Source organism: Kamptonema formosum PCC 10802 (assembly GCF_000332335.1).
In the GTDB taxonomy this organism is placed as follows: domain Bacteria; phylum Cyanobacteriota; class Cyanobacteriia; order Cyanobacteriales; family Oscillatoriaceae; genus Oscillatoria.
Genome location: NZ_KB235948.1, coordinates 6,032,956 through 6,058,548 on the forward strand (window position 1 = coordinate 6,032,956; position 25,593 = coordinate 6,058,548).

23 protein-coding genes and 1 tRNA gene are annotated in these 25,593 nt (G+C 54.2%); 10 read left to right on the top strand and 14 right to left on the bottom strand.

Translation table 11 applies throughout. The features are described 5' to 3' along the window. Nucleotides 1-302 precede the first annotated feature (302 nt). The 5 genes from OSC10802_RS55880 to psbX all read right to left on the bottom strand — a co-directional run bounded on the left by OSC10802_RS55880 (nt 303) and on the right by psbX (nt 3,237). A complete protein-coding gene (locus tag OSC10802_RS55880; protein ID WP_255349177.1) occupies nt 303-434 on the bottom strand; it encodes a hypothetical protein in 132 nt (43 codons plus the stop codon). A gap of 105 nt (nt 435-539) precedes the next feature. After that, nucleotides 540-1,058: a TolB family protein gene (locus OSC10802_RS0126535; protein WP_017719805.1), complete on the bottom strand. Its 519-nt coding sequence runs from the start codon at nt 1,056-1,058 to the stop codon at nt 540-542. 402 nt (nt 1,059-1,460) lie between these two features. Further along, complete coding sequence (locus tag OSC10802_RS0126540; RefSeq protein ID WP_017719806.1) at nt 1,461-2,012, bottom strand: TolB family protein; 552 nt, start codon at nt 2,010-2,012, stop codon at nt 1,461-1,463. Nucleotides 2,013-2,083: 71 nt separating this feature from the next. Further along, nucleotides 2,084-2,884: a Ycf66 family protein gene (locus OSC10802_RS0126545; RefSeq protein WP_017719807.1), complete on the bottom strand. Its 801-nt coding sequence runs from the start codon at nt 2,882-2,884 to the stop codon at nt 2,084-2,086. Between the two features lie 233 nt (nt 2,885-3,117). Further along, on the bottom strand, nt 3,118-3,237 hold the full coding sequence (gene psbX / locus OSC10802_RS0126550; protein ID WP_017719808.1) for a photosystem II reaction center X protein: 120 nt from the start codon (nt 3,235-3,237) through the stop codon (nt 3,118-3,120). A gap of 318 nt (nt 3,238-3,555) precedes the next feature. Here psbX and OSC10802_RS0126560 point away from each other — a divergent pair, with 318 nt between their 5' ends. Continuing rightward, on the top strand, nt 3,556-3,843 hold the full coding sequence (locus OSC10802_RS0126560; protein ID WP_017719810.1) for a YggT family protein: 288 nt from the start codon (nt 3,556-3,558) through the stop codon (nt 3,841-3,843). Nucleotides 3,844-4,011: 168 nt separating this feature from the next. On the opposite strand, the gene accC is transcribed toward OSC10802_RS0126560, so the two are convergent. Next, nucleotides 4,012-5,358, bottom strand: coding sequence for an acetyl-CoA carboxylase biotin carboxylase subunit (accC, locus tag OSC10802_RS0126565; RefSeq protein ID WP_017719811.1), 1,347 nt, complete (start codon nt 5,356-5,358; stop codon nt 4,012-4,014). 137 nt (nt 5,359-5,495) lie between these two features. Here accC and OSC10802_RS51155 point away from each other — a divergent pair, with 137 nt between their 5' ends. Then, nucleotides 5,496-5,705, top strand: coding sequence for a hypothetical protein (locus OSC10802_RS51155; protein ID WP_155968413.1), 210 nt, complete (start codon nt 5,496-5,498; stop codon nt 5,703-5,705). Nucleotides 5,706-5,752: 47 nt separating this feature from the next. Next, nucleotides 5,753-5,832 (top strand) — tRNA-Leu (locus OSC10802_RS0126575). 172 nt (nt 5,833-6,004) lie between these two features. Here the strand turns inward: OSC10802_RS0126575 and OSC10802_RS0126580 are convergent. Next, a complete protein-coding gene (locus OSC10802_RS0126580) occupies nt 6,005-11,404 on the bottom strand; it encodes a RecQ family ATP-dependent DNA helicase (protein WP_017719812.1) in 5,400 nt (1,799 codons plus the stop codon). Between the two features lie 219 nt (nt 11,405-11,623). Between OSC10802_RS0126580 and OSC10802_RS0126585 the strand changes: the two genes are divergently transcribed. Together OSC10802_RS0126585 and OSC10802_RS0126590 are read left to right on the top strand one after the other, a co-directional pair. Further along, entirely contained in the window at nt 11,624-12,469 is an 846-nt protein-coding gene (locus OSC10802_RS0126585) for a DUF4351 domain-containing protein (RefSeq protein WP_017719813.1), read from the top strand. A gap of 141 nt (nt 12,470-12,610) precedes the next feature. Continuing rightward, nucleotides 12,611-13,204: a chorismate lyase gene (locus OSC10802_RS0126590; RefSeq protein WP_026098840.1), complete on the top strand. Its 594-nt coding sequence runs from the start codon at nt 12,611-12,613 to the stop codon at nt 13,202-13,204. A 201-nt stretch (nt 13,205-13,405) separates the two neighbouring features. Here OSC10802_RS0126590 and purF read toward each other — a convergent pair whose 3' ends face one another. Both purF and purL read right to left on the bottom strand, forming a co-directional pair. Then, nucleotides 13,406-14,929, bottom strand: a complete 1,524-nt coding sequence (purF, locus tag OSC10802_RS0126595) for an amidophosphoribosyltransferase (RefSeq protein ID WP_017719815.1) — start codon at nt 14,927-14,929, stop codon at nt 13,406-13,408. A 220-nt stretch (nt 14,930-15,149) separates the two neighbouring features. After that, nucleotides 15,150-17,477 (bottom strand): phosphoribosylformylglycinamidine synthase subunit PurL, encoded by a 2,328-nt coding sequence (gene purL / locus OSC10802_RS0126600; protein WP_017719817.1) that lies wholly within the window; start codon nt 17,475-17,477, stop codon nt 15,150-15,152. Nucleotides 17,478-18,456: 979 nt separating this feature from the next. Between purL and OSC10802_RS51165 the strand changes: the two genes are divergently transcribed. Further along, complete coding sequence (locus OSC10802_RS51165) at nt 18,457-18,612, top strand: hypothetical protein (protein WP_155968417.1); 156 nt, start codon at nt 18,457-18,459, stop codon at nt 18,610-18,612. Between the two features lie 36 nt (nt 18,613-18,648). Here the strand turns inward: OSC10802_RS51165 and OSC10802_RS0126605 are convergent, their stop codons facing one another. After that, on the bottom strand, nt 18,649-19,023 hold the full coding sequence (locus tag OSC10802_RS0126605; protein ID WP_017719818.1) for a helix-turn-helix domain-containing protein: 375 nt from the start codon (nt 19,021-19,023) through the stop codon (nt 18,649-18,651). Between the two features lie 132 nt (nt 19,024-19,155). After that, nucleotides 19,156-19,515, bottom strand: a complete 360-nt coding sequence (locus OSC10802_RS0126610; RefSeq protein ID WP_017719819.1) for a helix-turn-helix domain-containing protein — start codon at nt 19,513-19,515, stop codon at nt 19,156-19,158. A gap of 450 nt (nt 19,516-19,965) precedes the next feature. Here OSC10802_RS0126610 and OSC10802_RS0126615 point away from each other — a divergent pair, with 450 nt between their 5' ends. Continuing rightward, on the top strand, nt 19,966-20,214 hold the full coding sequence (locus OSC10802_RS0126615) for a DUF2281 domain-containing protein (RefSeq protein ID WP_017719820.1): 249 nt from the start codon (nt 19,966-19,968) through the stop codon (nt 20,212-20,214). Further along, entirely contained in the window at nt 20,211-20,633 is a 423-nt protein-coding gene (locus OSC10802_RS0126620) for a type II toxin-antitoxin system VapC family toxin (RefSeq protein WP_017719821.1), read from the top strand. The genes OSC10802_RS0126615 and OSC10802_RS0126620 overlap by 4 nt, the downstream gene beginning before the upstream one ends. Nucleotides 20,634-20,751: 118 nt before the next feature. Here OSC10802_RS0126620 and OSC10802_RS55885 read toward each other — a convergent pair whose 3' ends face one another. The 3 genes from OSC10802_RS55885 to OSC10802_RS51175 form a co-directional block, all read right to left on the bottom strand. After that, on the bottom strand, nt 20,752-20,880 hold the full coding sequence (locus OSC10802_RS55885) for a type II toxin-antitoxin system RelE family toxin (protein ID WP_017719822.1): 129 nt from the start codon (nt 20,878-20,880) through the stop codon (nt 20,752-20,754). Continuing rightward, nucleotides 20,873-21,034, bottom strand: coding sequence for a hypothetical protein (locus OSC10802_RS0126630; protein ID WP_017719823.1), 162 nt, complete (start codon nt 21,032-21,034; stop codon nt 20,873-20,875). Before OSC10802_RS0126630 ends, OSC10802_RS55885 begins: the two co-directional genes overlap by 8 nt. Before the next feature lie 629 nt (nt 21,035-21,663). After that, entirely contained in the window at nt 21,664-21,822 is a 159-nt protein-coding gene (locus OSC10802_RS51175) for a hypothetical protein (protein WP_155968421.1), read from the bottom strand. A gap of 446 nt (nt 21,823-22,268) precedes the next feature. Between OSC10802_RS51175 and OSC10802_RS0126640 the strand changes: the two genes are divergently transcribed. Both OSC10802_RS0126640 and OSC10802_RS0126645 read left to right on the top strand, forming a co-directional pair. Continuing rightward, a complete protein-coding gene (locus OSC10802_RS0126640; protein ID WP_198525199.1) occupies nt 22,269-23,666 on the top strand; it encodes a transporter family protein in 1,398 nt (465 codons plus the stop codon). A 12-nt stretch (nt 23,667-23,678) separates the two neighbouring features. Beyond that, a complete protein-coding gene (locus OSC10802_RS0126645; RefSeq protein ID WP_017719826.1) occupies nt 23,679-25,541 on the top strand; it encodes a hypothetical protein in 1,863 nt (620 codons plus the stop codon). Nucleotides 25,542-25,593: the final 52 nt, after the last annotated feature.

Below are 25,593 nucleotides of genomic sequence, written 5' to 3' on the forward strand. Positions count from 1 at the left end.
TGACTTTATTTATTGACGCAAAGTTCAGGGGAGCAAGATATAGCAGTAGCCACTTAGATTAAGACATTAGACCTTCAGGGCAGCCAGACGCTGGCCTACGTCTATAGTGCATACTGCTATAACCCATATGACTGCTGCTATAAAAGCTACGCAAAAGGTCAGTTTACAATCCAATTACAGGCTTGCCCCCAGGAATAGTTTACATAAGCTTTCATGTGGATAAGATCCTGGGCTTTCTTTTCGGGGCTCGCAGAACCGCCAATGACTCGTTCCCAGCCCCACCAGACAATTGAGTAAAGCCTCTATCTGTAGTGCCGGTTAGCGCAAGCGTAACCAGAATTGTTTGCTTTCGGAACGGGTTGGCTGCCAGCAGCACCGGCAGCAAGCCGGCGGGATTGGAACGCCAGATATCGCCCATCTCCACTAACGATCATACCGCGCACCGGCGTCAAGAAACCGAGTTTATTTGAGAAACCGGGGTTCTGGGGGGGAGTTCACCTGCGCCCGTCGGGGGTGAAAAATCCCGACATCCCGGCAGTTCAGGGAAAGCCGGCAGGCAGGTTGAGCGGTCGCCCAGAGGTGTCTGTTACCATAATATTCCACTTGCCATTGAAACCGGCTTCAAAAGCAATCGTGCTGCCATCGGCGCTGATGGTGGGGTTGCGCACTTCTGCCCTGAGGTTTTCCGTCAGGTTGCGCAGCTGGCGAGTGGGCTGGTTGTAGAGGTAGATGTCCGCGCGCCCCTGCCGGCTGCCGGCGAACACAATGTAGCGCCCGTCTTCAGCGATCGCAGGGTCAGAGGCGATCGCATCGAGGGAGTTGAGTCCCGGCAAGTCAACCATGCGCCGGGCGGCGGCGTCGTAGAGGTAAACGTCTTGACGCCCCTGCCGGTCGGAGACAAAGACAATATAGCGACCGGCAACTTGAGGGTTCATTTCCGCTGCGGGGCTGTTTAAACTCCGCCCCCCCGGATCGAAGGGAAAGTTGAGGATGCGGGGGTAGCCGGTGCAGCCGGTGAGGGTGAGGGCAATAGCGGAGAGAATGATAGAGCGCTTCACAGACTGAGAAATCCCTGGCAGGTATAGATTATATAGCAGTATTCACTTGGGTTAAAACATTAGACCTTCAGGGCAGCCAGACGCTGGCCTACGTCTATATCCCAGTAGTAATATGGGTTAGGACAATAGGAGCCGGAGTGCGGGGGTGCAAAAGAGGCCGAAATGTACGAACCTAAGTGCCTACTGCTATAATTATACCTTATGGGGCCAGGGATTGCGGTTTGCAGTAGGGCTTTAGCCCAACCTGTGACCCGACTTGTTAGAGATAAAAATTGCGCTTTCCCCAACAAGCCGGTTAAAAACCTAACAGCTTATTCCCATGAGTGGGGTGAGTTCGCCAAGGGAAACGCACCCTACTTTCTAGGCGTCCCTTCACGGGGGCGGTTTATCACCACCCATCTTCTAAGGTGCCGGTGCGGGAGAGGAACCGGCAGGCGGGCCATCAAGCCGGTCCAATTCAATCAGCGGTCCCCGGTCGATGACTTCAATGTCCCACTGACCGCGCCGGCCCGTTTCAAAGGCAATATACCGGCCATCGGGACTGATGCTGGGGTTGCGCACCCAGCCCATATACCCGCGCGTCAGGATTTGCGACTGTCCGCTAATCCGGTCATAGAGTTCAACTTCGGGCCTGCCGGTGTCGCTGGCGATGTAGACAATGTAGCGGGCGGTGTTGCTGATGCTGGGGCTGTCGGCGACGGCATCGCGCCGGTTCAAGTAGGGCAAATTGACAAACTGGCGCTGCTGCAAGTCGTAGAGGAGAATATTGCGGCTGCCTTCCCGGTTGGAGACAAACGCCAAAAAGCGACCGTTGCCACTCAAGGCCGGCTTTTCGTCAGTGTAGCGGCTGTTGATGGCAACGGGCTGTGTGGGGAGATTGGCAGGGCTGCAGGCGACAGTAAAGCTAGCTGCACCGGCAGCCAGCCAGGGATAAATTGACCTTATGGGAGACAATCTGTTCACCGGGAGGCAAAGCAACTGGGCGTGGGGAAATCGGGAACGGGTTAGCCGGCACTGCTGAGTGACTAGCGGTCGAAATTGCCTGAATTGTCTTCTTCCTCATCGGGATCGCCGACCGGCTTGTACTCCACATAGTCAGCTGGGGTAGCTTCTTGGTCATAGGAACTGGGCCGGCTAGGGGCCTCTTGCGGCGGACGAGTCCGTTTCGGTCTGGAGGGATCAGCGGGTTTGCGACCGGCACTACCTCTGGCAGAGCTCGGGCGCGGGGGCGCTTCTTCTTCAGGAGCCGGTGAGTCCCACTGATCGGACGGCGCAGTTGGGCGCTCGCTGGCGGGGCGGGGGCGGCGCTTGCGCGGCCCTTCTTCTGGCCCGTAGCTGTCCTCACTGCGGTTGCGGCTGCTGGGGGGACGCCGGCGCACTTCTTCCTCATAGCCCTGGGTTCTAGAATAGCGCGATTCCTGAGTTCCCCGAATCCGCCTTCTCGGAGGCAATTCCTCTTCTGGCTCTAGTGAGTTGTCGAGTTCAGCTTCCACGTAGTCATAGACTCTGCTGACCGGTCGCTCATCATCGACAATGGGCGCGCTCCGCTTCGCTTGCACTGCAGTGACGCCCCGCAGGCGGACGCTCTCCACCGCGAAAAAGATAGAGGTGCCGGTGAGCAAGAACTGGCCGAACTGCAAGATTGGGTCTTGCCGCCAGCCTTGGAAAAATAATATACCGCCGCAGAGTAAACCCACTGCTGCGAAGAAAATATCGTGGTCGCGGGCGAGGCGGGGCTGCACTGAGCGCAAAAAGTAAAGTGCCGCTCCCGCCACCACCAGCACAATGCCCAGCAAACTGCTCCAGCTAAATCCGACGTTTACCATTTCTTCTCTCCTGTGTCAGTCCTATTTTAGCGACTGGCGCTTCAAATCTCAAAGTCCTGCATTAGAGCACGGGCACAGAAGGAGCGCAACCGGAGGCGTGCGGCTTAAAGCTTACTGAGTTGTGTCTGTGAGGCGAAGTTGGTTTGATATAGCGAAACCCCAGTTGAGCGCAACGGGGCAATTTTCAGTGCTGCCCCTTGCTTTAACTGAGGTTTTCCTGGAGCGTTAAGGCTCTAGGAGCGCTGGATCTTGTCCTTCTGGCTGATAAAGATCAGACCCACGGTGGCGGGGATGAGGACAATTACAGCACCCCACAGCAGGCTCCACAGAAAGTTCGCGAGTGATGGCGTCATAGTTCCCGGTTCCTTTTTTACAACAATTTGTTGAGTTAATTTTAATATTCTGTCACACCGTTGAAAAGTGGGGGCGGTCAGCACCGGCACCTTCTGGCGAAACTGGGCAGGCGTTACTGGGCAGGCGTTACTGGGCAGGCGTTACTGGGCTCGCCAAACTGGGCTCGCCAAACTGGGCTCGCCAAACTGGGCTCGCCGGGCAGCCCCACGAATGGGGGGAGCGGGGCGCAGCCGTGCCGGCAGCTACAGCCCCGCTCCTCTGCCACTGTACAATAAAAATGAGTGTTTTTTACAAAAAATTACATTTCTTAACAAGCCATGACAGCTGCGACGCTCGCCACCTGGATTTTGGGCCCCGCCCTGGGGGTGATGACCTTTTTGTTTATCTTCCGGATTGTCCTGACCTGGTATCCGCAGGTGAATCTCAACCAGCTGCCGTTCAATCTGGTGGCTTGGCCAACTGAGCCGTTTTTGGTGCCGGCGAGGAAGTTCGTCCCTCCCCTGGGCGGCGTGGACATCACTCCGATTATCTGGGTGGGGATTTTCAGTCTGCTGCGGGAAATTCTCCTCGGACAGCAGGGCCTGCTGACCATGCTGAGGGGGTAATGGGGCACGCTTGCATTGGGCATTGGGGATTGGGCACGATCGCATTGCTGTTAATCTTCTCCATACCCCATGCGCCATGCGCTATGCCCCATGCGCCATGCGCCATGCGCTATGCCCCATGCCCCATGCGCCACGCCCCACGCCCCACGCCCCATGCCCCATGCCAAGTTATTTGCGCATCATTTGCTCGACGAAATTAGTGTAGACATCCCCCTGCAAAAATGCCGGTGTCTCCAGAATCTTTTGATGAAAACTAATAGTTGTGGGCAAGCCGGTTATTGCGCACTCGCGCAGCGCCCGCTTCATGCGGCGGATCGCACCGGCACGGTCGGGAGCCCATACAATTAATTTGCCTATTAAAGAATCGTAATAGGGGGGGATTTCGTAATCGGTGTAGACGTGGGAGTCCATGCGGACGCCGGTGCCGCCGGGGGGGAGGTAGCCGCTGATGCGCCCGGGACTGGGGCGGAAGTTGTGGTCGGGATCTTCGGCGTTGATGCGGCACTCTATAGAATGACCGTGCAGCTTTACTTGGTCTTGGGTGAGGTGGAGTTTTTCCCCCTGGGCGACTCGGATTTGCTCGGCAATCAGGTCCAGGCCGGTGATCATTTCCGTGACCGGGTGCTCGACTTGAATGCGGGTGTTCATTTCCATAAAGTAGAAATGGCCGGATTTGTCGAGGAGGAATTCCACGGTGCCGGCACCGGTGTATTTGATGGATTTGGCCGCTTTGACGGCAGCTGTGCCCATCTTTTTCCGCAGGTCCGGCGTCAGGGCGGGGCTGGGGGCTTCTTCGAGCAGCTTTTGGTGCCGGCGCTGGATGGAACACTCGCGCTCGCCGAGGTGGATGACGTTACCGTGACTGTCGGCGAGGATTTGGAATTCAATGTGGCGGGGGCGCTCGATGAATTTTTCCATATAGACACCGCCATTGCCAAAGGCCGCTTCGGCCTCGCCTTGGGCCGCTTGGAACAGTTTGGGCAGTTCGCTTTCTTCCCGCACCAGGCGCATCCCCCGCCCCCCGCCACCGGCGGTGGCCTTAATCATCACGGGGTAGCCAATTTTGCGGGCGGTGGCCAGAGCTTGGCTCTCGTCGGTGAGCAATCCGTCGCTTCCGGGTACGGTGGGCACACCGGCACGCTGCATGGTTTCCTTGGCGGTGGATTTATCCCCCATTGCCCGGATGGCGTCTGGGGTTGGGCCAATGAAGGTAATCTGGTGATCGGCGCAGATTTCCGCAAACCGGGCGTTTTCTGCCAAAAAGCCATATCCTGGGTGAATGGCGGTGGCGTTGCGCGTCAGGGCGGCGGCGATGATATTGGGGATGTTGAGATAGCTTTTGCCGCTGGGGGGTTCGCCAATGCAAACCGCTTCGTCCGCGAGCTGGACGTGGAGGGCGTGCCGGTCGATAGTAGAGTGGACTGCCACCGTGGCAATCCCCATCTCCTCGCAGGTGCGGAGAATGCGCAGGGCGATTTCGCCTCGGTTGGCAATTAGAATTTTGGAAAACCGCATTGGGCAGCTTTGGGTGGTAGTTGGGGTGGGCTGTGCTCAGTCGCTCTGAGGGGTTCAGGGTGACTGTGGGGATGCGCTCGGTATGCAGGTTGTTGATTTTATCATGTTGGGGAGGGCTGCAGCGCAGGGGGGCCGGTGTGCTTTTTTTGGGGAAACCCCGCCCCCGTTCCCCCGTTCCCCAGGAAGGGAAAGGGGCACTGTTGCTCGCTGCCGGTGGGGACTTTGGGGGTGAGGGGGGAGGGGGAAAAATTTTTGGCGGGAGTGGGAAGGGCTGGAGTGCCGGTGGTACAAGGGTTTGGGGGCACCGGCACTCCTGTGAGAAAAAAAATTTTTTCAGCCTGCTGTGAAAACTCTTGCCAAGTCGGGGGGAATTGTGTATTATGTAAATCTGCAAGCGGATGTGGCGGAATTGGTATACGCGCACGTTTGAGGGGCGTGTGGGCAACCTTGCGAGTTCGAGTCTCGCCATCCGCATTGAGAGAGTGGTGTCCTGGGCGTAGGACAGGCGTCTCGCCTGTCCCTGTCCAGAAGGCGTAGGACAGGCGTCTCGCCTGTCCCTATCCCCGCCCTCCTCACTAATATGAGGAGTAGGGTGCGTTCCCTTTGGGAACGCACCCTATTGGGCTAAAGCCCAACTACAAACCTATCACCGGCACACGCGAATTTGCGGAATAACCACAAACCAGTCTTCTGGGATTTCCCCCGTAATCTCGTCTGTCTTCAGGTGCCGGTAAATGCTCCCGACTGTCACCTCACCCTGCTGAAACTGGAATTGATTCACCTGAATCCCCTTGCGGCGCAATGTCTCAGTACATTTCTTTGATAAGTTTCCAATTTCCCACCCCTGCTGTGTTATAATCACCCAACCCCAATTTTTTCCAAACTGTTTGGCTTTTATCTGGAGAGGATCTCCTTCGCGTAGAGTTTTAATAATTGGCTGGCTGTTACGGGTAGCGGGATAACCCAGGTTCACGTCGCTTGGCTCCAAATCCAAATAAAGCATCCACTGTGGCAGTTGCCCACCGGCCCACTCTATCTTTTGGCTGCTGACGCCAGTCTCCCGCACGAACTGGCTGGATTGAGTCGAGCACAGCACCAGTTCATCCTTAGCCCTGGTCATAGAAACGTAGAAAAGCCGGCGCTTAGACTCAATCTCATTATAAGCTGCGCTGAAGTTATCTGTCAAGAGGATTACCTTGCGAAACTCCAGTCCCTTTGCGCCGTGACAGCTAGTCACCAGGACAGCATTTTCCTCCAGAAAGACCTCGCTCTTATTGAACTCCAGCAAAGCCCTAACAATTTCACCGGCACTCACCGGCAATCCCCAGTTTTCCGAACCGCATCCCCGTTCCAAATCCAAATCACCGGCAATCTTGAGCAGAGTTTTGACGGTGGGTTCGTCCAAGCTGCGGTTCCAGCGTTTAAACTGGCGGACAAACCAGTCCTTTACCGGCTCAGTGGCTGAGAAATCAAGGGATTGGGCGTTCAACTCGTCAATCAGCTGACAGGTAACGCGATTCCGAACCAGCTTAATCTCCCCTCCCTTAAGGGCGTAAGTAGGAATCCCCTGTCTTTCCAAAAGCAGGCGAATGGGGCTGAGGTTATCCCACTGACGGGCTAAAACCGCAATATCGTTCGCGGGAATTCCCTGACTGCGCCAATCCTGAATTTTCTGGACAATCCAGCCGGCTTGAGAGGAAGTATCGAGAAAGGTAAAGGCGGTTACAGGGAATCCGCCGCTACCTTCCCGCGCGGAGTCGATGCGAACTTGCTCCTCAGGTTTCTGCTTGCACCGGATCTTGTTGTTGCGGATGAGATTGTTCGCCGCCCCGATAATCGGTTCAGTCGAGCGGTAATTCTCAGTTAGCAGAAAGCGCCTAGCCTTATACTCCTCTTCAAACTGCTGGATGTATTTAGGGCTAGTTTTTCTGAACTCGTACAAATTCTGGTCATCATCCCCGATAACGCAGAGGTTAATCTGCACTGAGCGAGACTCATCCCCAGAATACCCCAAACCGGCAATCAGTTTAATCAGGCGGTACTCGTCCTCAGCCACATCTTGATATTCATCCACAAAGATGTACTCAACATTGCCGAGTAGCTCAATGCGGCGAGCCTGAGTGTCCCCATCATCTGACTCCTCTCCCAGCTCAATCAAATCGCAAGCTTCCTTGAGCAGCTTTGTAAATTCCTCATCATTTGAGAGCCTTTCGGAACCCTGCGCCCAGCCCAAAAGCGCCAGTGCGAGTCCGTGAAAAGTGTAGACACGCAGCCCCGATGCGGCGGAGCCAATTATATCTTGCAATCGCAATCGCAGTTCCCGCACAGCATTGCGGTTATAAGCGAGAACCAAAATGCGATCTGGATCTATCCGCTTCACCTTAACCAGGTGAGCGATGCGGCGCACAATCGTGCGAGTTTTGCCAGAACCCGGACCGGCAATCACTAGCAGTGCCGGGTTTTCAGCCCGGACAATCTCTCTCTGCGCCGAGTTCAAATCGCCCATGATGCGCTCGTAATCATCCTCAGTGACGGGGCGCTTCACCGCTTCCGTAGAGAGGTTGGGGTACGCCCGCGCAAATTCCTTTTCCGACAGGTGAAAGTAATCGGATATCAGCTTCTGGCGAGCCGCCGGCTCTTCGAGCTTGCCGTATTCTAGCATAATGTGCGTGCGCCGCGCCTGCTCCTCATAGTAAGCCTTGATTTTTTTGTAGCCACTGCTGATAGCAGACTCTTTTCGCCCCTTAATCACTCGGAGTTTGAACGCCTGATGCCACAGATTCAATCCCTCAGCGAGCCGCACCAGCTTGCGGTAGTGCAGCCACAGCAGCACATCTGACAGTTCCCTCTCAGTCGCCTGGAGGGGATGCGTTTTCTGATTCACGCTGTCAAGCAGTTGCTCTAGCTCGCACTCCACGCGCAGCCGAGCCCCGTCTTTGCTGGACAGTTTCTCGTATAAAACCTCCAGCACCGCAGCGGCTAAACCCTGCCGGCGCTCCAGGTGTTCCGCAACCTCCATTTCCTTAAGAATCACCACCTCTCGGCTTTTTTTAGTCAGGCGAACCCACTTCTGAGCGCGCCAGCCCTCTAAAATATCCATCAGGTAGGCGGCGCGGATTTTTTTACTCCTGTCTGGATCTAAGCGAGAAGCTAAATTGCGCAGGTTCACCTGAACTCCCCCTCTCTCTTCTTGGGAGGAAGAGTTAGCGCATGAGGTCTGGATTTCCAAAAGTTCGTCCAGCAGTTTCTCTTCCCACTCGCGAATGCGCTCGTATTGGCTGCGAGCATCCCCTTTGACGCCCTTTGTCAAGCGGAAAGTCAGGGGGATATTCGCTGAGCAAACTCCCGCTCGCTGCAGTTGCCGAATTCGCGGCGTCAGCTTCGCAGGATCGATGCCAGACTCGTCACTCAAATGGTCAAGAGGAACAGGCTGCTCCTGCTGGGTGTAATGAGCTTTAACCCGGTACATCGCTGCAATCAGCTGTTCGAACTCTCTCACCTCAGAAGGTAAAAAGTTCTTCGACCGGCTCCACTCGTCAAACCGGCTCACCGACTCTTCCTTAGACTTGTCAGCCAGTTTAAAATTAACGTGTGCGGAGAGATTTTCCGCCCGTTCGATTAAGCCAAACTTCTCCAGATGTTGCAGGGCTGCCTTAATCTTGATGTCCCGCACTTCTGGATTTTCCGCAAAGTCCTTATCCAGCTCGCCGGTATGGAAAATTTCCCCAGCCGTCGCCCAGAACCAGTCCTCTGATACCCTTTCCTTTCCGTAGGTGCGATCTCGGATGCCCTTCAGCGAGGCAAAAATATTTCGCAGTTCATCCTCGGTGAGCTGATTTCGGCTTTGCAGGTAAAAGATGGTTTCCGCATCCTCTCCATCAAACAGGAGAGTGCACGATGCCGGCATCCCGTCGCGCCCAGCCCTTCCTGTTTCTTGCACATAGCCTTCCAAGTTGGCGCTCATTGCGTGGTGAATCACCGCCCGCACATCGGCGCGGTTAATTCCCATCCCGAAAGCGCAAGTCGCCACCACGGCGTTTAACTCGCCCGACTTGAACGCCTGCAAAACTTCATCTTTGTCGTTTTTGTCTAGCTTCCCGTGGTAGGACCTCGCCTCGATATTTGCGCCGGCAAGCAAGTTGGCTAATCTTTCCGCATTCTTTCGCGCTGTCGTGTACACGAGAGCGCACCCTTCCCCACTCAAGGATTCCTGAACTTCCTGAATCAGGATTTGCTCTGTGTTGCCACTGACAGGAATAACTCGATACTCCAGATTGTCTCTGGTGCTGGATTCCGCAATGATTTTGCTGGCAATTTCCAGCCCCTGTTCCGCAAACAGGCTTTTGATTCCCTCCCGGACTTTTACCGTTGCTGTCGCTGTCGTCAGCGCCATTAGAGGAACTGGCAATTCCAGTTCTTGATACAGCTCCCGGATGAATTTTGGGATATAATAGTAATCCGGTCGGAAATCGTGCCCCCACTCACTGATGCAGTGGGCTTCGTCAATCGCCCACAGTGCCGGTGGGCGCTCCTGTAGCAGTGTCCGGATGCTGCGCGACCTCAGTTGCTCTGGACTGATATACAGCAATCCCTTTGAGCTTGTGGGTTTCCGCAGTTGCTGCAACCGCTCCGATCGCTCCTTCACCGGCAAATTGCCATTGATAAACGTGGAGAAGCCGATCCCTATCTCTTCCAAGTCCGCCACCTGATCCGCCATCAGCGCTTGCAGGGGAGAAATCACCACAGTCAGAGCGCCCTGTCTTTCAAACAGCATCAAAGCGGGAATCTGGTAGCACAGAGATTTTCCCCCTCCTGTTGCCATGATAACCAAAGGCCGGTCGCCGCCCAAAATCGCTTGTACCGCTTCTTCCTGTTTGCCCCTCCATTCCTTAATGCCAAACCGTTCCAGGTAAGCGGGATACTCGGGAAGATGTCCCACTGCGCCCCATATTTCCTGAAATGCCGGCAAGTGGGTTAGCCAGCGGGAGCCTCCAAAAACCGGTCTGCCCTCTTGCCAATCCTCAGGCAAAATGCTATTATTGAAGTGATGCTCAAAGTTCCAGGCAATCAGAGCCGCCACACACAAGCGGCTGTCAAAATCCCTGCCGGCTGCACTTTCCCAGAATCTTTGCAGATAAGCCGTGTCAAAACCGGCAAGCGCCTCTTCTGGAAGTTCCCCCAACTCAGGAGCTTTTTTCATCTCCGCTCCCAACAGCCTGAAAAATTGCCGGTACGCGCTGTCTGCTTCGGAAGTCCCGCACGCCAGCAGCCAGCTGTAGGTTTGCACCAGTGCTTTGGGCTTCTGTTGCAATTCCCCTACACGCCGGTGCAGCAGCCGCCTGGTTTCCCGAGCGTCTTCCAAAGGATTGTTTCGGTCGCTCTCACTCTGCTTGTACTCTTTTTCCAGTTTGTGCGATAGCTTCAGCGGAAAGGCCAAAATTGACAGTTCCAGCGTGTCAATCACCAGCCAGGGTTCCAATTCCCGCCTTTTTTTGATAAGATAGGGATAGTCGAACCGCCGGAAATTGTGACCGCATACCGAGAGCCCGCCTTGCTTCAATTCATGCAGCTGGTGGTACGCCGGCTCTAAATCTCCTTGACAAATCTCTTCCCCTGTGGTGCTCTCCCACCCCAGACTGTATATACGCCCCTCATAAGTGACTTCTAGATCCAGATACAAATAAGCTGAATCCAGTTTTGTTTCGAGAGAGGCGCTGCTCTCTGGGGTAATTTCCTCCGCCGGCTGTACCTGCGCTTCTAGCTCAACTTCCTGCTGCCAAGCATAGTCGAAACTCCCCGACTGTTTTCCTAAAACCTTGACTGTCCTGATGGAGGGCATTCCTAAGCCAATTATCTCCTGTCGGATAAAGTCAACCAGAGTTTGTTGCTCTAGAGTGCCGGCTGACTCCAGCACCACTTTCAGGCCATCTTGCTTCAGGGAAACTTTGGCAGTGATGCCTTGGGGTTCCAGGGAGCGTTCCAGCAGGCCGGCGAGCGCCTGTGCGTCAACCTGCCTAGCTTTTTCCAGAAAATTGTCCTCAGCCATAACTCAAACTCCCTGAACGCGAACAGTCTGAACGTAGCACTTTCTTGAGAATAGCGCCAGCCGCACCTCTGCGCAATCCCCCCGATGTAAATAAATGTAAAATTTTCTCAAGGGTGCCGCCTCACCGGCTCTAGGATTTTTGAGCCTTCCCCCCTGCGGCTCGCTCGCACTCCCAGCACCCAGTAAGATAAAAAAGAAGTCATTCAACACAGCATACCATTGACTTACGACAATACCTGTAAATATCTCGCTGAAAAGTACCCAGCCCAGTTTATTCGCTGGCTGCGCTCAATTGACACTGCCGGCATCCGAGTTCTCAAAACCGAACTCAGCCCAGAACCGGTTCGCGCCGATTCCGTCACCTTCCTGCAAATTGCCGGTGAAATCCAGCACCTGGAATTTCAAACCCTGCCGCAATCGGCTCCCCCGATAGACTTCCGGATGCTCGATTACTATACGCGACTGAAGCGGCAATACGGGTGCCCCATCTATCAGGCAGTCATCTTCTTGCAGGAGACAAGCTCAGAACTTGTCTTTAGAGACGGCTACCAAGATACCAACACCCGGCATCAATATGAAGTCATCCGGATGTGGGAGCAAGACCCCGCGCCGCTTCTGGCTGACCCAGCTTTGCTGCCACTCGCTACTCTAGCGCGAAGCGACTCACCGCGAGCCCTGCTCGAACAAGTCGCTGAACGAGTCGCTAGCATTGAGGCAAGTGACGAGCGGCGGAATCTCTCCGCTTGTGCGGGAGTTCTTGCCGGCTTGCGGTTTGACAAAGATTTAATTCGCCCACTGTTCAGGAACGAAACTATGCGCGAGTCTGTAATTTTTCAAGAAATCCTCGAAGAAGGACGCCAGGAAGGGATCAAACAAGGAGTCAAACAAGGAGAGGTGGCCTTGCTCGTGCGCCTGCTCAACCGGCGGCTGGGTGCCGTTGAGCCACAATCCCTAGACAGGATTCGGGACTTATCCCTCCCTCAGCTTGAGGAACTGGGCGAGGCGCTGCTCGATTTCTCAGAAGTCTCTGACTTAACCGCCTGGCTCGACCGGCACCAGCAATAGCCCTCTCCCCCCTCACCCCCTCCGCCGGCGGGTGAGCTTCCCACCGGCTGCAGGGGCAGCAGGCAAGGGGCGGTATGATAAAAAAGATGTTAACTTCTGTGAAGAGCCGTGACTGCAACTGTCCCACCGGCAAAAAGCGGGCTGACACAAAACCCGCCCCAAAACAAATCCTGGCACGCGCTCACCCCCCTGTGGCAGGGGGGAGAAGAAATCGTGCACAGGGGATTGCCCCACAGCCAGCTTTCCCCGGCGTGGCAAATCCTGCTCCTCGGAGATGGCTCCCCCACCCGCCACCTGCAACTGCTCACCGGCGAACCAACGGAAGTTGATATCATAGACATGTCGCCGGTGGGGATGGATTCTGACAGAGCGCCCGATCTAATTGAGCTCGTTCCCGGACCGAGACTGCGCCGGCAAGTGTGGCTGCGCAAAGCTTCAGGACAGCGTTTAGCCTACGCCACCTCTTGGTGGGAAGCCAGCCACGTCGATGAGTATTTGCAGAATAAATCTATCCCCATTTGGGCGAGTCTGGCGAACCTGCGCACAGAATTATATCGCGACGTGCAAGGCATTCACTACGGCAACTCAGCCGTCTTAGAACAAGCATTTGGCTATCCAGGGCCATTTTGGGGCCGGCATTACCTGTTCTGGCACCACAAAAAGCCCCTGACAGTAATTTACGAAGTGTTCTCCCCCTACTTAACCAAATACCTCGGGCCGGCGCAAACAGATTAGATGAGGACGTAGGACAGGCGTCTCGCCTGTCCTTTTCCCTGCTAGCAAGTGAGAGCCGTACCAAATACCTCGGGCCGGCGCAAACAGATTAGGTGAGGACGTAGGACAGGCGTCTCGCCTGTCCTTTTCCCTGCCAGCAAGTGAGAGACGCTGTCCTAAACTGAAGCTGCCTGGAAACGAAGATTATTCCCGTTGCCAGCCTCACACTGTAACTGCTTTTTCCAGCATCAGCTTAGAGCGTTTCACCGGCTCGGGAACAGCAATCGGGTAGTCCCCAGTAAAGCAAGCGGTGCAGAAGCTCTTAGGATCTTCACCCGTCGCCTTAACCATCCCATCCCAACTCAGAAAAGCCAGCGAGTCAACCCCAATTTGATCTGCAATCTCCTGAACCGACTTAGTAGCAGCAATCAGCTGGTCTTGGTTATCCGTATCAATGCCGTAGAAGCACGGGTGAGTCACCGGCGGCGACGATATACGCATGTGAACTTCCACAGCACCGGCATCCCGCAGCGCTTTAACAATTTTGCGGCTAGTCGTTCCCCGCACAATCGAATCATCCACAATCACCACCCGCTTGCCCTCCAAAACATCTTTGAGCGGGTTCAATTTCATGCGAATCCCCGACTCGCGCATATGTTGAGTGGGCTGGATAAACGTGCGCCCCACATAGCGATTTTTAATCAGCCCCTCAGCGTAAGGAATGCCAGAACCTTGGGAGAAGCCAATCGCCGCCGGTATGCCAGAATCGGGGACGCCAATGATGATATCCACATCCGCCGGCGCTTCTTTAGCCAGCTGGCGACCGATCCGCAGCCGGTAGGTGTACAAACTTTCGTCGTGCATGACGCTATCCGGGCGGGCGAAGTAAATCATTTCAAAGATGCAGAGCTTGCGTTGCGGCTGCTTGCTCCAGTGGAAAGAAGCCATACCTTCTTCCGTAATCCACACTAACTCCCCAGGCTCGACATCCCGCAAATATTGAGCACCAATAATATCCAGCCCGCAGGTTTCTGAGGCGAGAACATAGCGCACAGGGTTACTGTCCAGAGTGCCAATCACCAGGGGGCGGACGCCGTTGGGATCTCGCGCGCCCATCAAACCTGCCGGTGTGCCGATCGTCAGGCTGAAGGCTCCCGAACAGCGGTGGAAAGCGCTGATGGCTGCTTCTAACCAGTTTTTGCCGGCATTGACCTCCAGGGCGATCGCAACCGCAATCATTTCTGAATCGGTGGTGCTGACTAAGTTGCAGTTCCGCTGCAGCAACTCATCTCGCAGTTCTGCAGTGTTGACAAGATTGCCATTATGTGCTAAGGCAACAGGCCCCAAACGGGTTTCCACCACAGCGGGCTGGGCGTTGACGACGCGGCTGGAGCCGGTGGTCGAGTAGCGGGTGTGGCCAACGGCCAGGTTTCCGGGCAAGTCGTGCAAAATCGATTCGCTGAACACATGGGACACCAGCCCCATGTCTTTGTGCAGGCGCACCTGCTCTCCGTCGAAGGTGGCGATTCCTGCGGATTCTTGACCCCGGTGCTGCAGCGCGTACAGACCGAAGTAGGTCAGCTTGGCAACATCTTCCTCGGGGGCGTAGATGCCAAAAACGCCGCAGGCTTCTTGTGGCTTGTCAGATGCGGGCGCGACGCCAAGGGTGGCATCCGCACTGTCTGCGTGCCAATCTCGGGAATCAGCGGGACGCACTTCAGAGGAGAGGGGATGGTTAGGAATCATGGTTCAGCTCCTACTACTGATCGAGATGGGGGTGAGTGGGATCGAGATCAAGCCTGCCGCTATTAACCGAAGTAGAAGGGCAGCTTAAATATTTCTTAACATTCCACCATAACGGTAGCGCAATAGGGATCGGCGATGCTACTGATTTTTTCAAGAATGAGCTTGTGGGGTGCGTTCCCCTGGGGGGAAGGCACCCCACTCCTTGCTGGGGAAAGCGGTGTTACGCCGAGAGCCGGCGCTCAATGGCGTTAAGCCAGCGGTCGCTCATGTCGGCGATGCTAGCCTCAATTAAGGGGGCGCTATCATCCGTAAAAACGCGCAAACTGGTATCGGCAACCTGACCAATTTTTTGCCAGTCCTCTCCAAGGCTGTCCTTTAAGTGGGATTCCCAAACAGCGGACATCTCTGGGGCGGCGGAAACCACAATGCGAGCACCGCCCTCTCCGAAGAGGAGTTCATCCCAGCGAACGCCCGGATTGGGCAGGTGAATTTCGGCTCCCAGATTGCCGGTGATGCAGGATTCGGCGAGGGCGACTGCGATTCCTCCCTCGGCGCAGTCGTGGGCGGACCGCACCCAGCCCTGGCGGATTCCGTCGCGGCAAGCGGCTTGCACCCGCCGCTCCAGGTTAAAATCGACGCGCGGGGGAATGCCGGCAACTGTGCCGTGAATGGCTGCTAAATATTCAGAAGCGCCCAGGGTGACTGTAGATGCCCCATGCCCCAACAGGTAAATGATATCACCCCCTTTCTGCCAGCCCTGACCGCAGATGCGGCTCAAATCGGGGATTAAGCCCACCATGCCAACCACCGGCGTGGGGTAGATGGGGGTGGGATTGCCGGCGGAGTCGAGGGTTTCGTTGTACAGGGAAACATTGCCGCCGGTGACTGGGGTGCCGAATTCGCTGCACGCTTCTGCAATCCCCCGGCAAGAGGACGCCAGCTGCCAGTAACCCACCGGCTTTTCGGGGGAGCCGAAATTGAGGTTGTCTGTGACGGCGAGGGGTTCTGCGCCCACGCAGCTGAGGTTGCGGGCGGCTTCTGCGACGACTGCTTTGGCTCCTTCGTATGGCTCGAGGTAGACGTAGCGGGAATTGCAGTCTACTGTGGCGGCTACCCCGCGCCCAGACGCCGCCGTTGGGGGGAGGGGGGGTTCGGCGGGGCGCAGCCGCACGACAGAGGCGTCCGCGCCGCCGGGGAGGAGGACGGTGTTGTTCTGGACTTGATGGTCGTACTGCCGGTACACCCAGCGTTTGCTGGCAATGGTTGGCGTGTCTAGGAGTTGCAGCAGGATGTCATTCCAGGTTTTGTGGCTTTCTTGGATTTGGATGCCGGCTGGCGTGCTTTCGGGGAGGGCGTCTGCTGTCCACTTCCAGGCTTGCTTAGCATAGTCTGGCGGTTCTGTCAAGAGCTGCCGGTGATAAATTGGGGTGTTGTCGGCGAGGGCTGTGGCGGGTATTTCCGCGGCTACTTTGCCTTGGAAGAGAATGCGCACAATGGGTTCGTCAATAACGTGGCCGGCGATTACGGCGTGAAGCCCCCATTTGTGGAATATGTCGATTAGTTGCTGTTCGCGACCTTTGTGGGCGACAAAGAGCATGCGCTCTTGGGATTCGGAGAGGAGGTATTCGTAGGGCACCATGCCGGTTTCGCGGACGGGGATTTTGTCGAGGTCGAATTCGATTCCGACGCCGCCTTTGGCTGCCATTTCGGAGGTGGAGCAGGTGATGCCGGCTGCGCCCATGTCTTGTGCGGCGACGACTGCGCCGGTTTTGAAGGCTTCTAAGCAGGCTTCGATGAGGGATTTTTCTAGGAAGGGATCGCCGACTTGGACGGCGGGGCGATCGTCCATTGAGGCGTCGCTGAGTTCGGCGCTGGCGAAGCTGGCTCCTCCCATGCCGTCTCTGCCGGTGGTGGAACCGACGTAGAGTACGGGGTTGCCGGTGCCGGCTGCGCCGGATTTGACGATTTCGGGGGTTTCCATCAGGCCGAGGGCCATGACGTTGACCAGGGGGTTGCCGGTGTAGGCGGGGTCGAAGTAGACTTCGCCGCCAACGGTGGGAACCCCAACCGCATTACCATAGTGGGAAATTCCTTCGACGACACCGGCAAACAGGCGGCGGGTGCGGGCGTCTTGTAGGGAGCCGAAGCGGAGGGAGTTGAGGACGGCGATTGGGCGAGCGCCCATTGTGAAGATGTCTCGCAGGATGCCTCCAACGCCGGTGGCTGCTCCTTGGAAGGGTTCGACGGCGGAGGGGTGGTTGTGGGATTCGATTTTGAAGGCCAGTCGCAGTCCGTCTCCTAAGTCTACCACACCGGCGTTCTCTCCGGGGCCGACGAGGATGCGATCGCCCTGGGTGGGGAATTGTTTGAGGAGGGGGCGGGAGTTTTTGTAGCAGCAGTGTTCTGACCACATGACGCCGAACATGCCCAGCTCGGCTTTGTTGGGGTGGCGACCGAGCCGGTGGACAATTTCTTCGTACTCTTCGGGCTTTAGACCCTCGTCGGCGATTTCTTCAGGGGAGAATGGGGCTTCGGAAATAATAGACATGTAACCCTTGCGCAAACGGCACAGGGTTTATTGTATCGGGATTCACCGGCAATTGGAAGTGGGTGCCGCGCACCTGTGGGGGCGGGTTTACCCAAGATATAGCAGTAGGCACTTAGGGAACGGACTTGGGGTTTAACATGATGTAGGGGCGGGTTCACCGACAAAGAGTGCCACACAGCTACAACACCGATAAACCCGCTCCTAACCTCTGATATAGCAGCCGGCAATTGGGCCATAGCGTGGCCCAATTGCCGGCTGCTGCTATAGGTGCCGGTGTCAGAAGATTTTGATAAACCCGCCCCCTCTCGCCGGCTGCCGGTTGAGGGCTAAAGTCTGAATCTGCGCACTGAGAAGACATTTTGAGCTGTGGCAAAGAAACCGGGTTTCTTTGGATCTCCTGATCGTTGAGAAAAGCTATATCTTATTGGTTGAGTAATTGGCGCAATTGCTGCTCGGCTTGTTCGATTAATGTCATCTGTTCCTGTTCCGTATCCATCCTAATGTCCGGCTGTTTAGTGATGGTTTTTGCTATATGCTGTGAATCTGTTTTGCTGCTATTTATAGTTGAACACGCGCTCGTGAACGGCTCACAGGAAATGGGGAGATGCCGGCTTGTGAGCCCGCTGATTGCTACTCGCCGGGAGGACAGGTATCTTGCCTGCCATTATGGCGACAAATGCTGCCTTATATCAAGTTTTGATTTGAGATTTTGGATTTGGGATTTTTTAAAACAGGCATCAACTGTTTTTGGTTGCGGGTTGAAAATACTATGTAACTCAAGTGGCTACTTACCAGTGAGTCAGGTGAGATCCCCCCCTAGCCCCCCCTTAAAAAGGGGGGGAAATACTCAAAGCCCCCCAATGCAAGTGTCGGTGCGGCACACGGAGATCGCCCCCTTTGGGGGAATCCAGAGGCTTCGACTTGTAGGCAGCAATTTGGGTTATGTATCTCAACTTGGTATTATGGGTTGTGCCGGCAGGTGGGACTCCTGCCCTACGGGTTGTGCCGGCAGGTGGGACTCCTGCCCTACGGGTTGTGCCGGCAGGTGGGACCCCTGCCCTACGGGCTATGCCGGCAGGCGGGACGCCTGCCTTACGAATTGCACATATTTATACAGCATGAAAAGCCCAATTAAAGTTTTATAAATTGTTTTTAATATTACCTATTTTAGCTAGCTTTCCAGCAAAACGTTTTGAATTAGTTGGACTGCTAGCTCTAGTTTATCGCGCTGAGTTAGGGCTTCCATATCAATGGTGACTGCAGACCGGCTTTTGGGGATGGGGGGTGCGGATTTCGCCGCCGGAAAGGGTGCCGGCGGTAAGTGCCAGGAGTCGTAAAAATAATCGATTGGTTTGCCGTAGACGGCTGCGATCGCTGGCAGCTCTCTCTCGGCGTCTACTTTGCGTTTGCCGTTCTCGATACATGACAGCGCTTGCTGGCTGAGGCTGACGCCGTAGCGAATCTCTAGCTGTTCGATGACTTGTTCTTGAGTCATGCCAAGTGACTCGCGGGTAGCCTTGAAGCGCTTGCCAAGGGAGAAGGCCATATTATCAGGAAATCTTGTGAGTTACAATAAAATCTTATTTTCTGACTGTGGCAGTCGCTATCCGATAAAATTGTGAATTTAGGATAATAGCGTAAGAAAAGGCCGGCGGGTGCCGGTTGCGCCCCCGTGGGGCTAGGTTTCGGGCAAGAGACTTTGAATGAGTTCTGCGGCGAGGTGGAGTTTGTCGCGCTGGGTGAGAGTTTGAAAGTCAGCAGTAGCGGCAGAGCTGGCTTTGGGGACGGGTGGGGTGGGGGGTGCCGGTGGCATCTCCCAGGAATCATAAAAGTAATGGATGGGCTTGCCGTAGGCGGCTGCCAGCGCCGGCAGCTCTCTCTCTGCGTCTAATTTGCGCTTTCCGTTCTCGATACATGACAGTGCTTGCTGGCTCAGGTTGACTCCGTAGTTGGTTTTTAGCTGTTTGATGACTTGCTCCTGAGTTAAGCCAAGCAGTTCGCGAGTGGTGCGCAGACGCTGACCGAGGGAAAATGCCATGTCTGTTATCGATTAATCATGTATTTACTTAAATCTGATGTACAAGCGGAGAAAAGTCTAGATTTGAGGGCAAACTTAAAAAAATTGAATTGACTTTTGATAATCGTGTAAAGCCGGCAAGAGCAAGGACAGCGTGTGGACAGGGTGCCGGCTTGCCCGGCTGCGGAGAAATGGACAGGGATGTGTTAGGGAGGGGTTAAGCGATGCGATGGCCTTGCGGTTGGGGGGCTGTGGGGCTGGCACCCCTTGGCTGCCTGCCGGTGTCGGGTCGTGGCGCAGGGGGTCTTGTCGGGGCCAGGGGCCAGGGGGTCTTGTAAGGGCAGAAGGGCCTACCCCTAGCCCCAGGGGCGATGCTTGCGAACCGCACTCCTGAATGTGAAAACTCCCATATACTCTATTAATCGCTAGACTAAAGCTAAAGTTGAAGTAATCTCGCTGGAGAAAAGACTCATGAGTCAAACTGTGGAAATTACCCAAACAATTGTGGAAAAGTTGAAAACCTTGCCGCCGGAAAAACAGCATGTGGTGCTGGAATTTGTGGAGTTTTTGCAAAGCAAGACGCTAAAGCAGGAGTTGCTAAGAGTTGATGGGGAGCCGGTGTCTGCTCTAACTCTCGCCGGCAATTTGGTTGGCTGTCTGGAAGGCCCGGGCGATCTGTCTATTAAAAAAAGGGAACTGAAAGGACATAAAGCGGAATGAGACAGCGGGTACTGTTAGATGCGGGCCCGTTGGTGGCTCTTCTCGATCGCCGAGATCGATTTCATTCCTGGGTAACAGGGGAGTGGGCTAACATTGCGCCGCCCCTGCTCACTTGTGAGGCAGTGATAACAGAGGCTTGTTTTCTGTTGCGAAATGTTTACGCCGGCAAACAAGCCGTTATCTCTTTAGTCAATACTGGAGTAATCCAGATCCCGTTTCGCCTGAGTGAAGAATCTGCGTCTATTGCAGAGCTGCTCACCCGTTACCAGTCGGTGCCGATGTCTTTGGCTGATGCCTGTCTGGTTAGAATGGCTGAGCTGTATTCGGGAAGTCTGCTGTTCACTCTGGACAGTGATTTTAGAATCTACCGGAAGAATAGGAATGAAATGATTGCGGTGATTATGCCTGAGGATGTGTGAGGTAGGGCTGGGTGAACTGGACGGGAAGTTGTCGATTTGGGTGCGGCTTACTGGCCATATCAGTCGCAGTAGAAGACCTGCACCGGCTTGCCGGCACTCCTAGGTGCCGGCAATTCTGTTAGAGGTTGGGATGTTCGCAAGGATTCTGGCGCAGTTGCTCAAAGCAGCGGTTCAACCGGCGAGCTAAAGATGGGTCTGCCTCTTGATAAAACCTCTGCGCTTTGCGAGTCAGCACCAGTTCATACATCGCGGCGGATACTCTCAAACGAGACGACTTCCCCTGCATCCGCCTGCTGTACAGCTTCGCGGAAGTCTTCCTCAAAACCAGGGATGCTCAAGAGTTCCTCTGTGGCTTCGTTTTCCTCTCTTTCCTCTAGATAAGCCAGGAACTCTTCTGCCACCCGCAGCCGGTCGGGGGAAAGTCGCCGCTTTCCGACGCTCTGCTTTTTCCAGCAAGCCGATATCCTCTTGTTTGTGTTCCACTGCTACCTTCCCTACGCTGCTAGTCTCCTGGAAAACATTATGAATCAGTTCTGGGGGTTGCAGCTAGTGATCCCGCTGGGGCTGCGCCCAGGGTTGACGGCAGACCGGCATCGTGGGGGTGCCGGTGGGTGGTGCTGCAGCGGGGGGCTGCGGTCGGTGTTGGCCATTCCAGTTCGATGTCTAGTTTGGATTTGCCCTTCTATATATAGAGGGATTTTTCCCAGGGCTGTGGCCCGCTGTCCCGCCGGCAACCCCTTGAGGGGCCCAACACCCCGCTCTCCCCATCTGTATTGCATGTCCATGAGAGCCGGAATTGGGGTGCCGGCTGGCTGAGAATCGTTAGGAGTGCGGTATCTTGCGCCGTAGCGATGAGGGCCTATCAGTGTAATTACATAGGTAGCCGGTGGTTTTCAGATGCCGGCTGGGGGAAAATGTTTTGTTTTGTGTGATAACCCTGAGGATTTACTTAGAAAACAATAATTTTTGTAAACAAACGGTAAATGTCGCAGTTTTATAAGAGAATCGGATTGACTGAAGATAATTGTGTTTAAGGAGGGATGGGAGGGCAGTTTGGGGAGTGTTGGGAGAGCGTCTGCTGGCTCATGGTGATGTCGGAGTGGATCGACCCGTGCTCCATGACCTGTTCTTGGGTCAAGCCCACGGACTCGCGGACAGCCTTGAGGGGCTTGCCGAGGGAGAGGGCCATATCAGGCAATCGTGTAGGGTATACGAAAATCCTATAATATTTGTTAAGAAGGCTGCACAAGAGAATCCCGCTGTCTTAAGATAATCGAGTAGAGGTTCAGATAATCGTGTAAGCGCCGGCGCGGCAAAACACGATATTGGGCTGCTTTGCACAGTCGAAAGGCATCCGGGCTGCAGCGAACCAAGTTTGACAGAAAAACCAGAATCAGAGGTGTGAGGAGAGTGCTTCCAGAATCGACTGCTATAGAGAATCGAGAGATTTTCGCACCGGCGAAGGTGGCGAAGGTAAAGAGCTCAGCAAGTCACTATTCCTGTGGTGCTTGGATAATCACTTCTTTGCTGGTGTGGCCGAGTTTTTTCAGCTATCCAGCCTCTGCGCTTCCAATTCCAGAAACAGATGATACGCGAGTTGTTCAAAGTGTTGAGCGGGTGGGAAGTCCCACTGCTATGCCAGCTGCTGGTGTTTCAGAAACTTCCGATGCTGCTCAGCTTTTGAAACCCGTTGCGCCTAAAAAAGCCGGCAGTCCGATTCTTCTGAACAACAAGGAATTTTGGCAGCGATTGGCGGCGGCGGCTTCCGATAACCCAGCAGATGCCGGTGGGACTTACGCCCAACAACCGGCTGCGCCTGCAACTCCAGATATAACTGCGCCGCCGACACCGCCGGTGACACCAAATCCTGAGCCCCCACCGGATGTGGATCAGCCGAGGGAACCGGCTTCACTGTCGTTTTATGACAGGTTGTTCAAGGACAAACTGTCGATTAACGTCGAGCAATATTACTACAACTGGAATGACGATCTGGGAAATAATGGATCTCAAAGCGTCACCCCCCTAACGCTGACTTATACCTCTGGTAACTTTGATTTTGGTGCTCGCATCGCCTATATCGATTCCCAGTTGAATGGGGTGATTACCCTGGATGGGGTCAAGGTCGGGTCGCGCCGGGGTCAGGTGGGAACGTTGAGCGATACTTCGGTGAGTTTGGCTTATACTTTTAAGGAGCTATCCTGGCCTATCCGACTCACTGTGGATTTGAACCTTCCCACCGGCAAGGCAACGCTGACTGGAAATGAAAAAAATGCTATCATGGATGGGGCGCTGGTGCAGCAAACCCGCTTTGGGGAAGGCTTCAATATCGCTCCCGGTATCAGTGTGTCGCATGCTTTTGGGGAGAAAGATGTTGTAGGTGCCGGTGTGAGTTATATCTTTCGCGGAGAGTTTGACCCGAATGGGGATGTCGTCAATGATGAAATCAATCCGGGTGACGAACTGGTTGGGACTTTGCAGTACCAGCACGCCGAGAGGAACTGGCTGTTCATTGGCGGTTTGATTTACACAAACTCTGGCGTCACCCAGCGGGATGGGAAAGACTACTATAGGAAGGGACAGCGCCTGGATGCCAACGCAACCCTTGTGGTCGCGCCCTTTGAGGGACATACAATCCAACTTAGCGGGCGCTACTACACTCAAGGAAATGATGATGTTCTCAACTTCTTTAGCGGGAATCTGGAAGAAGAATCTGCCAATAGCAATGGCAATGCGCTGTTCCTTGGCGTTGACTGGAGCATGGCCCTCGACAAGGAGCGGAGGCACACCATTCACCTGTTAGGTGACTTGCTAAAAGTTAATGCTAACAGCTATGATAGAATCAACGACCTGTTTGTCGGTGATAGGAGCAAGGTGAGTGTGGGTGCCGGTTACGAATATGCTTTTTCACCCCGAAGCCGGCTTTTTATCCAGGCCAAGCTTTTTAGCCTGAACGATGAGGCCAATCCGCGCACTCTGAGAGATATATCCTACGAGGGATATAGTATTTACGCGATCCTGAATTATAATTTTTAACTCGCCAAAACCATGAAAAAAATTTTGCCGTATGTGGCGGCTGTACTGGGAGCCGCAATCTTTACCACTCAGGTGAAAGCTGAAGAACCTCTCACCGTGGATGTAGAGGGGAATCTCTCTCTTTACCAAGTCCCTCTCAATGCCATAGATACGATTTCAGGCTTCCTTGGGAACAAACAGGAGCCAAAGTATATTTACCTCACAAAAGATAGTTTACTGATAGAAGATTATCAGGAAAACCAAAATGAAGATGGCTCTGTGACCGTCAAGATGAAGGTGTACAATCGCTCTGGTATAGATGGACTTGTAGAAATTTATGATAAAAAGAACACCTTAGTAGGATTTGCTTCTCAACCCATAGAAGGGAGCAAAGCTCCAGAGAGCTTTTTAGAAAGCGGTGAGCGTGCGTTCAGTGAATTACCCTACCTTCTAACACGCAATATCTTAGATATAAGAAACAGGGCAGCAAGTTCAGAAATTGAATTCACTCTCCGGCCAGGAGATCGGGCAAAAATAACATTAGGTGGTGAGCGGGTATTGTTTTACAATGTGACAGTTGCAGTGCTGCAAATTGCGGACTATCTGAAGGATGGCAATCAATCTCATTCACCGAATGGAAAGGAAGTATTGTTGGATTTTGTAAAAGATATGGAATTCAAAACGGGTTCCAATATTTTAAAAGATGAGGCACTTCAAGTATTGGCGTCAGACAGATCGCTGGAAGAAAAATTTCAAAGTCAAGGCTTTATAAATTTAGCAAGGCAGCTCTCTCAATACTTGGACAAAAAAAGTGCTGAAGGTCTTCAAGATACTGTCAAAGATAAGCTTTCCGACGCCCTAGAAAATTATATTGCTAAATTTGGGGTTGTAGGCAAGCTAGCAGCTGCCGTATCAGGGGCAGTAAATAGTTTTAATAAACTGACTAATATAGGGGTTCGCCTGCGTGATACCGTGGCAGCTTATAACGCTAAACCTCCTGCTACTTCTATCGCTCTAAAAGCTGACTTACAGTTAGCTGCCACTCAAAGGGAAAATCAGCTGCAACCCACTCGTGATTCTAGAACTTGGTTGCAAAATGCTCCCCTGCAAAACTTTAACAGTTGCATTACTATGTATGGCTCCTCCCATATTGGCAGTGCGGCTTGCTTCATCGGTCGCTCCCCGGCTCAGGATTCAGTTTACGGTCAGCAACGTAATAGGGATGAGGCGCGTATTCCTAACTTGCAAGAAAAGTCGCACTACACCGATGGCGTAATTCTCCAGCCGCCGGTTGATATCGTTTTGACCTGGAATCAAAATACAAAGCTTGACTTAGATTCTCACCTCACTGGACCGGCAAGTGCCGATGCGAATAGTCCAGTACGCTTCCACGTTTACTGGGATGCGCGAGGCAATCTTAACGAAACACCAAATGCCTTACTCTATCGGGATACAATTCCCGATCCAGATATTGGCCTTACCCGTCCAGAACAAGCCCGCACCGGTCCAGAACAAACCCGTATCAATACACCCCTCAGACTCCAACCGGGCGTATATCGCTTCTATGTCAACAACTTCAGCAGCCTGCAAAATGGCACTGGAACCCCAACCGGCAGCGCAGCTGGCCCTACAGGGCTGTCTAATTCTGGGGCAGCAGTACAAGTGTATCAAGCTGGCACCGCTGTTCCCAACTTCGACCCCAACAACCCTTCTGTACAAGGTGTTGGAAAACCGTTTGGCGACCCAATTTTTGTCCCTACAGGTCAGCAAGGAAATGTGTGGCAGGTGTTTGAATTGGACAGCCGGACAGGAATTTTGCGCCGAGTTAACCAACCCCTTGGAAATGTCAGCGACCCGGCTCAAGTTCCCAGCGTCAATCCTGCGGAATTTCGCTAGTGCAAAAGAGCAATCACTTAAATACAGGTGAAGCTATTGACTAGGCTAGATT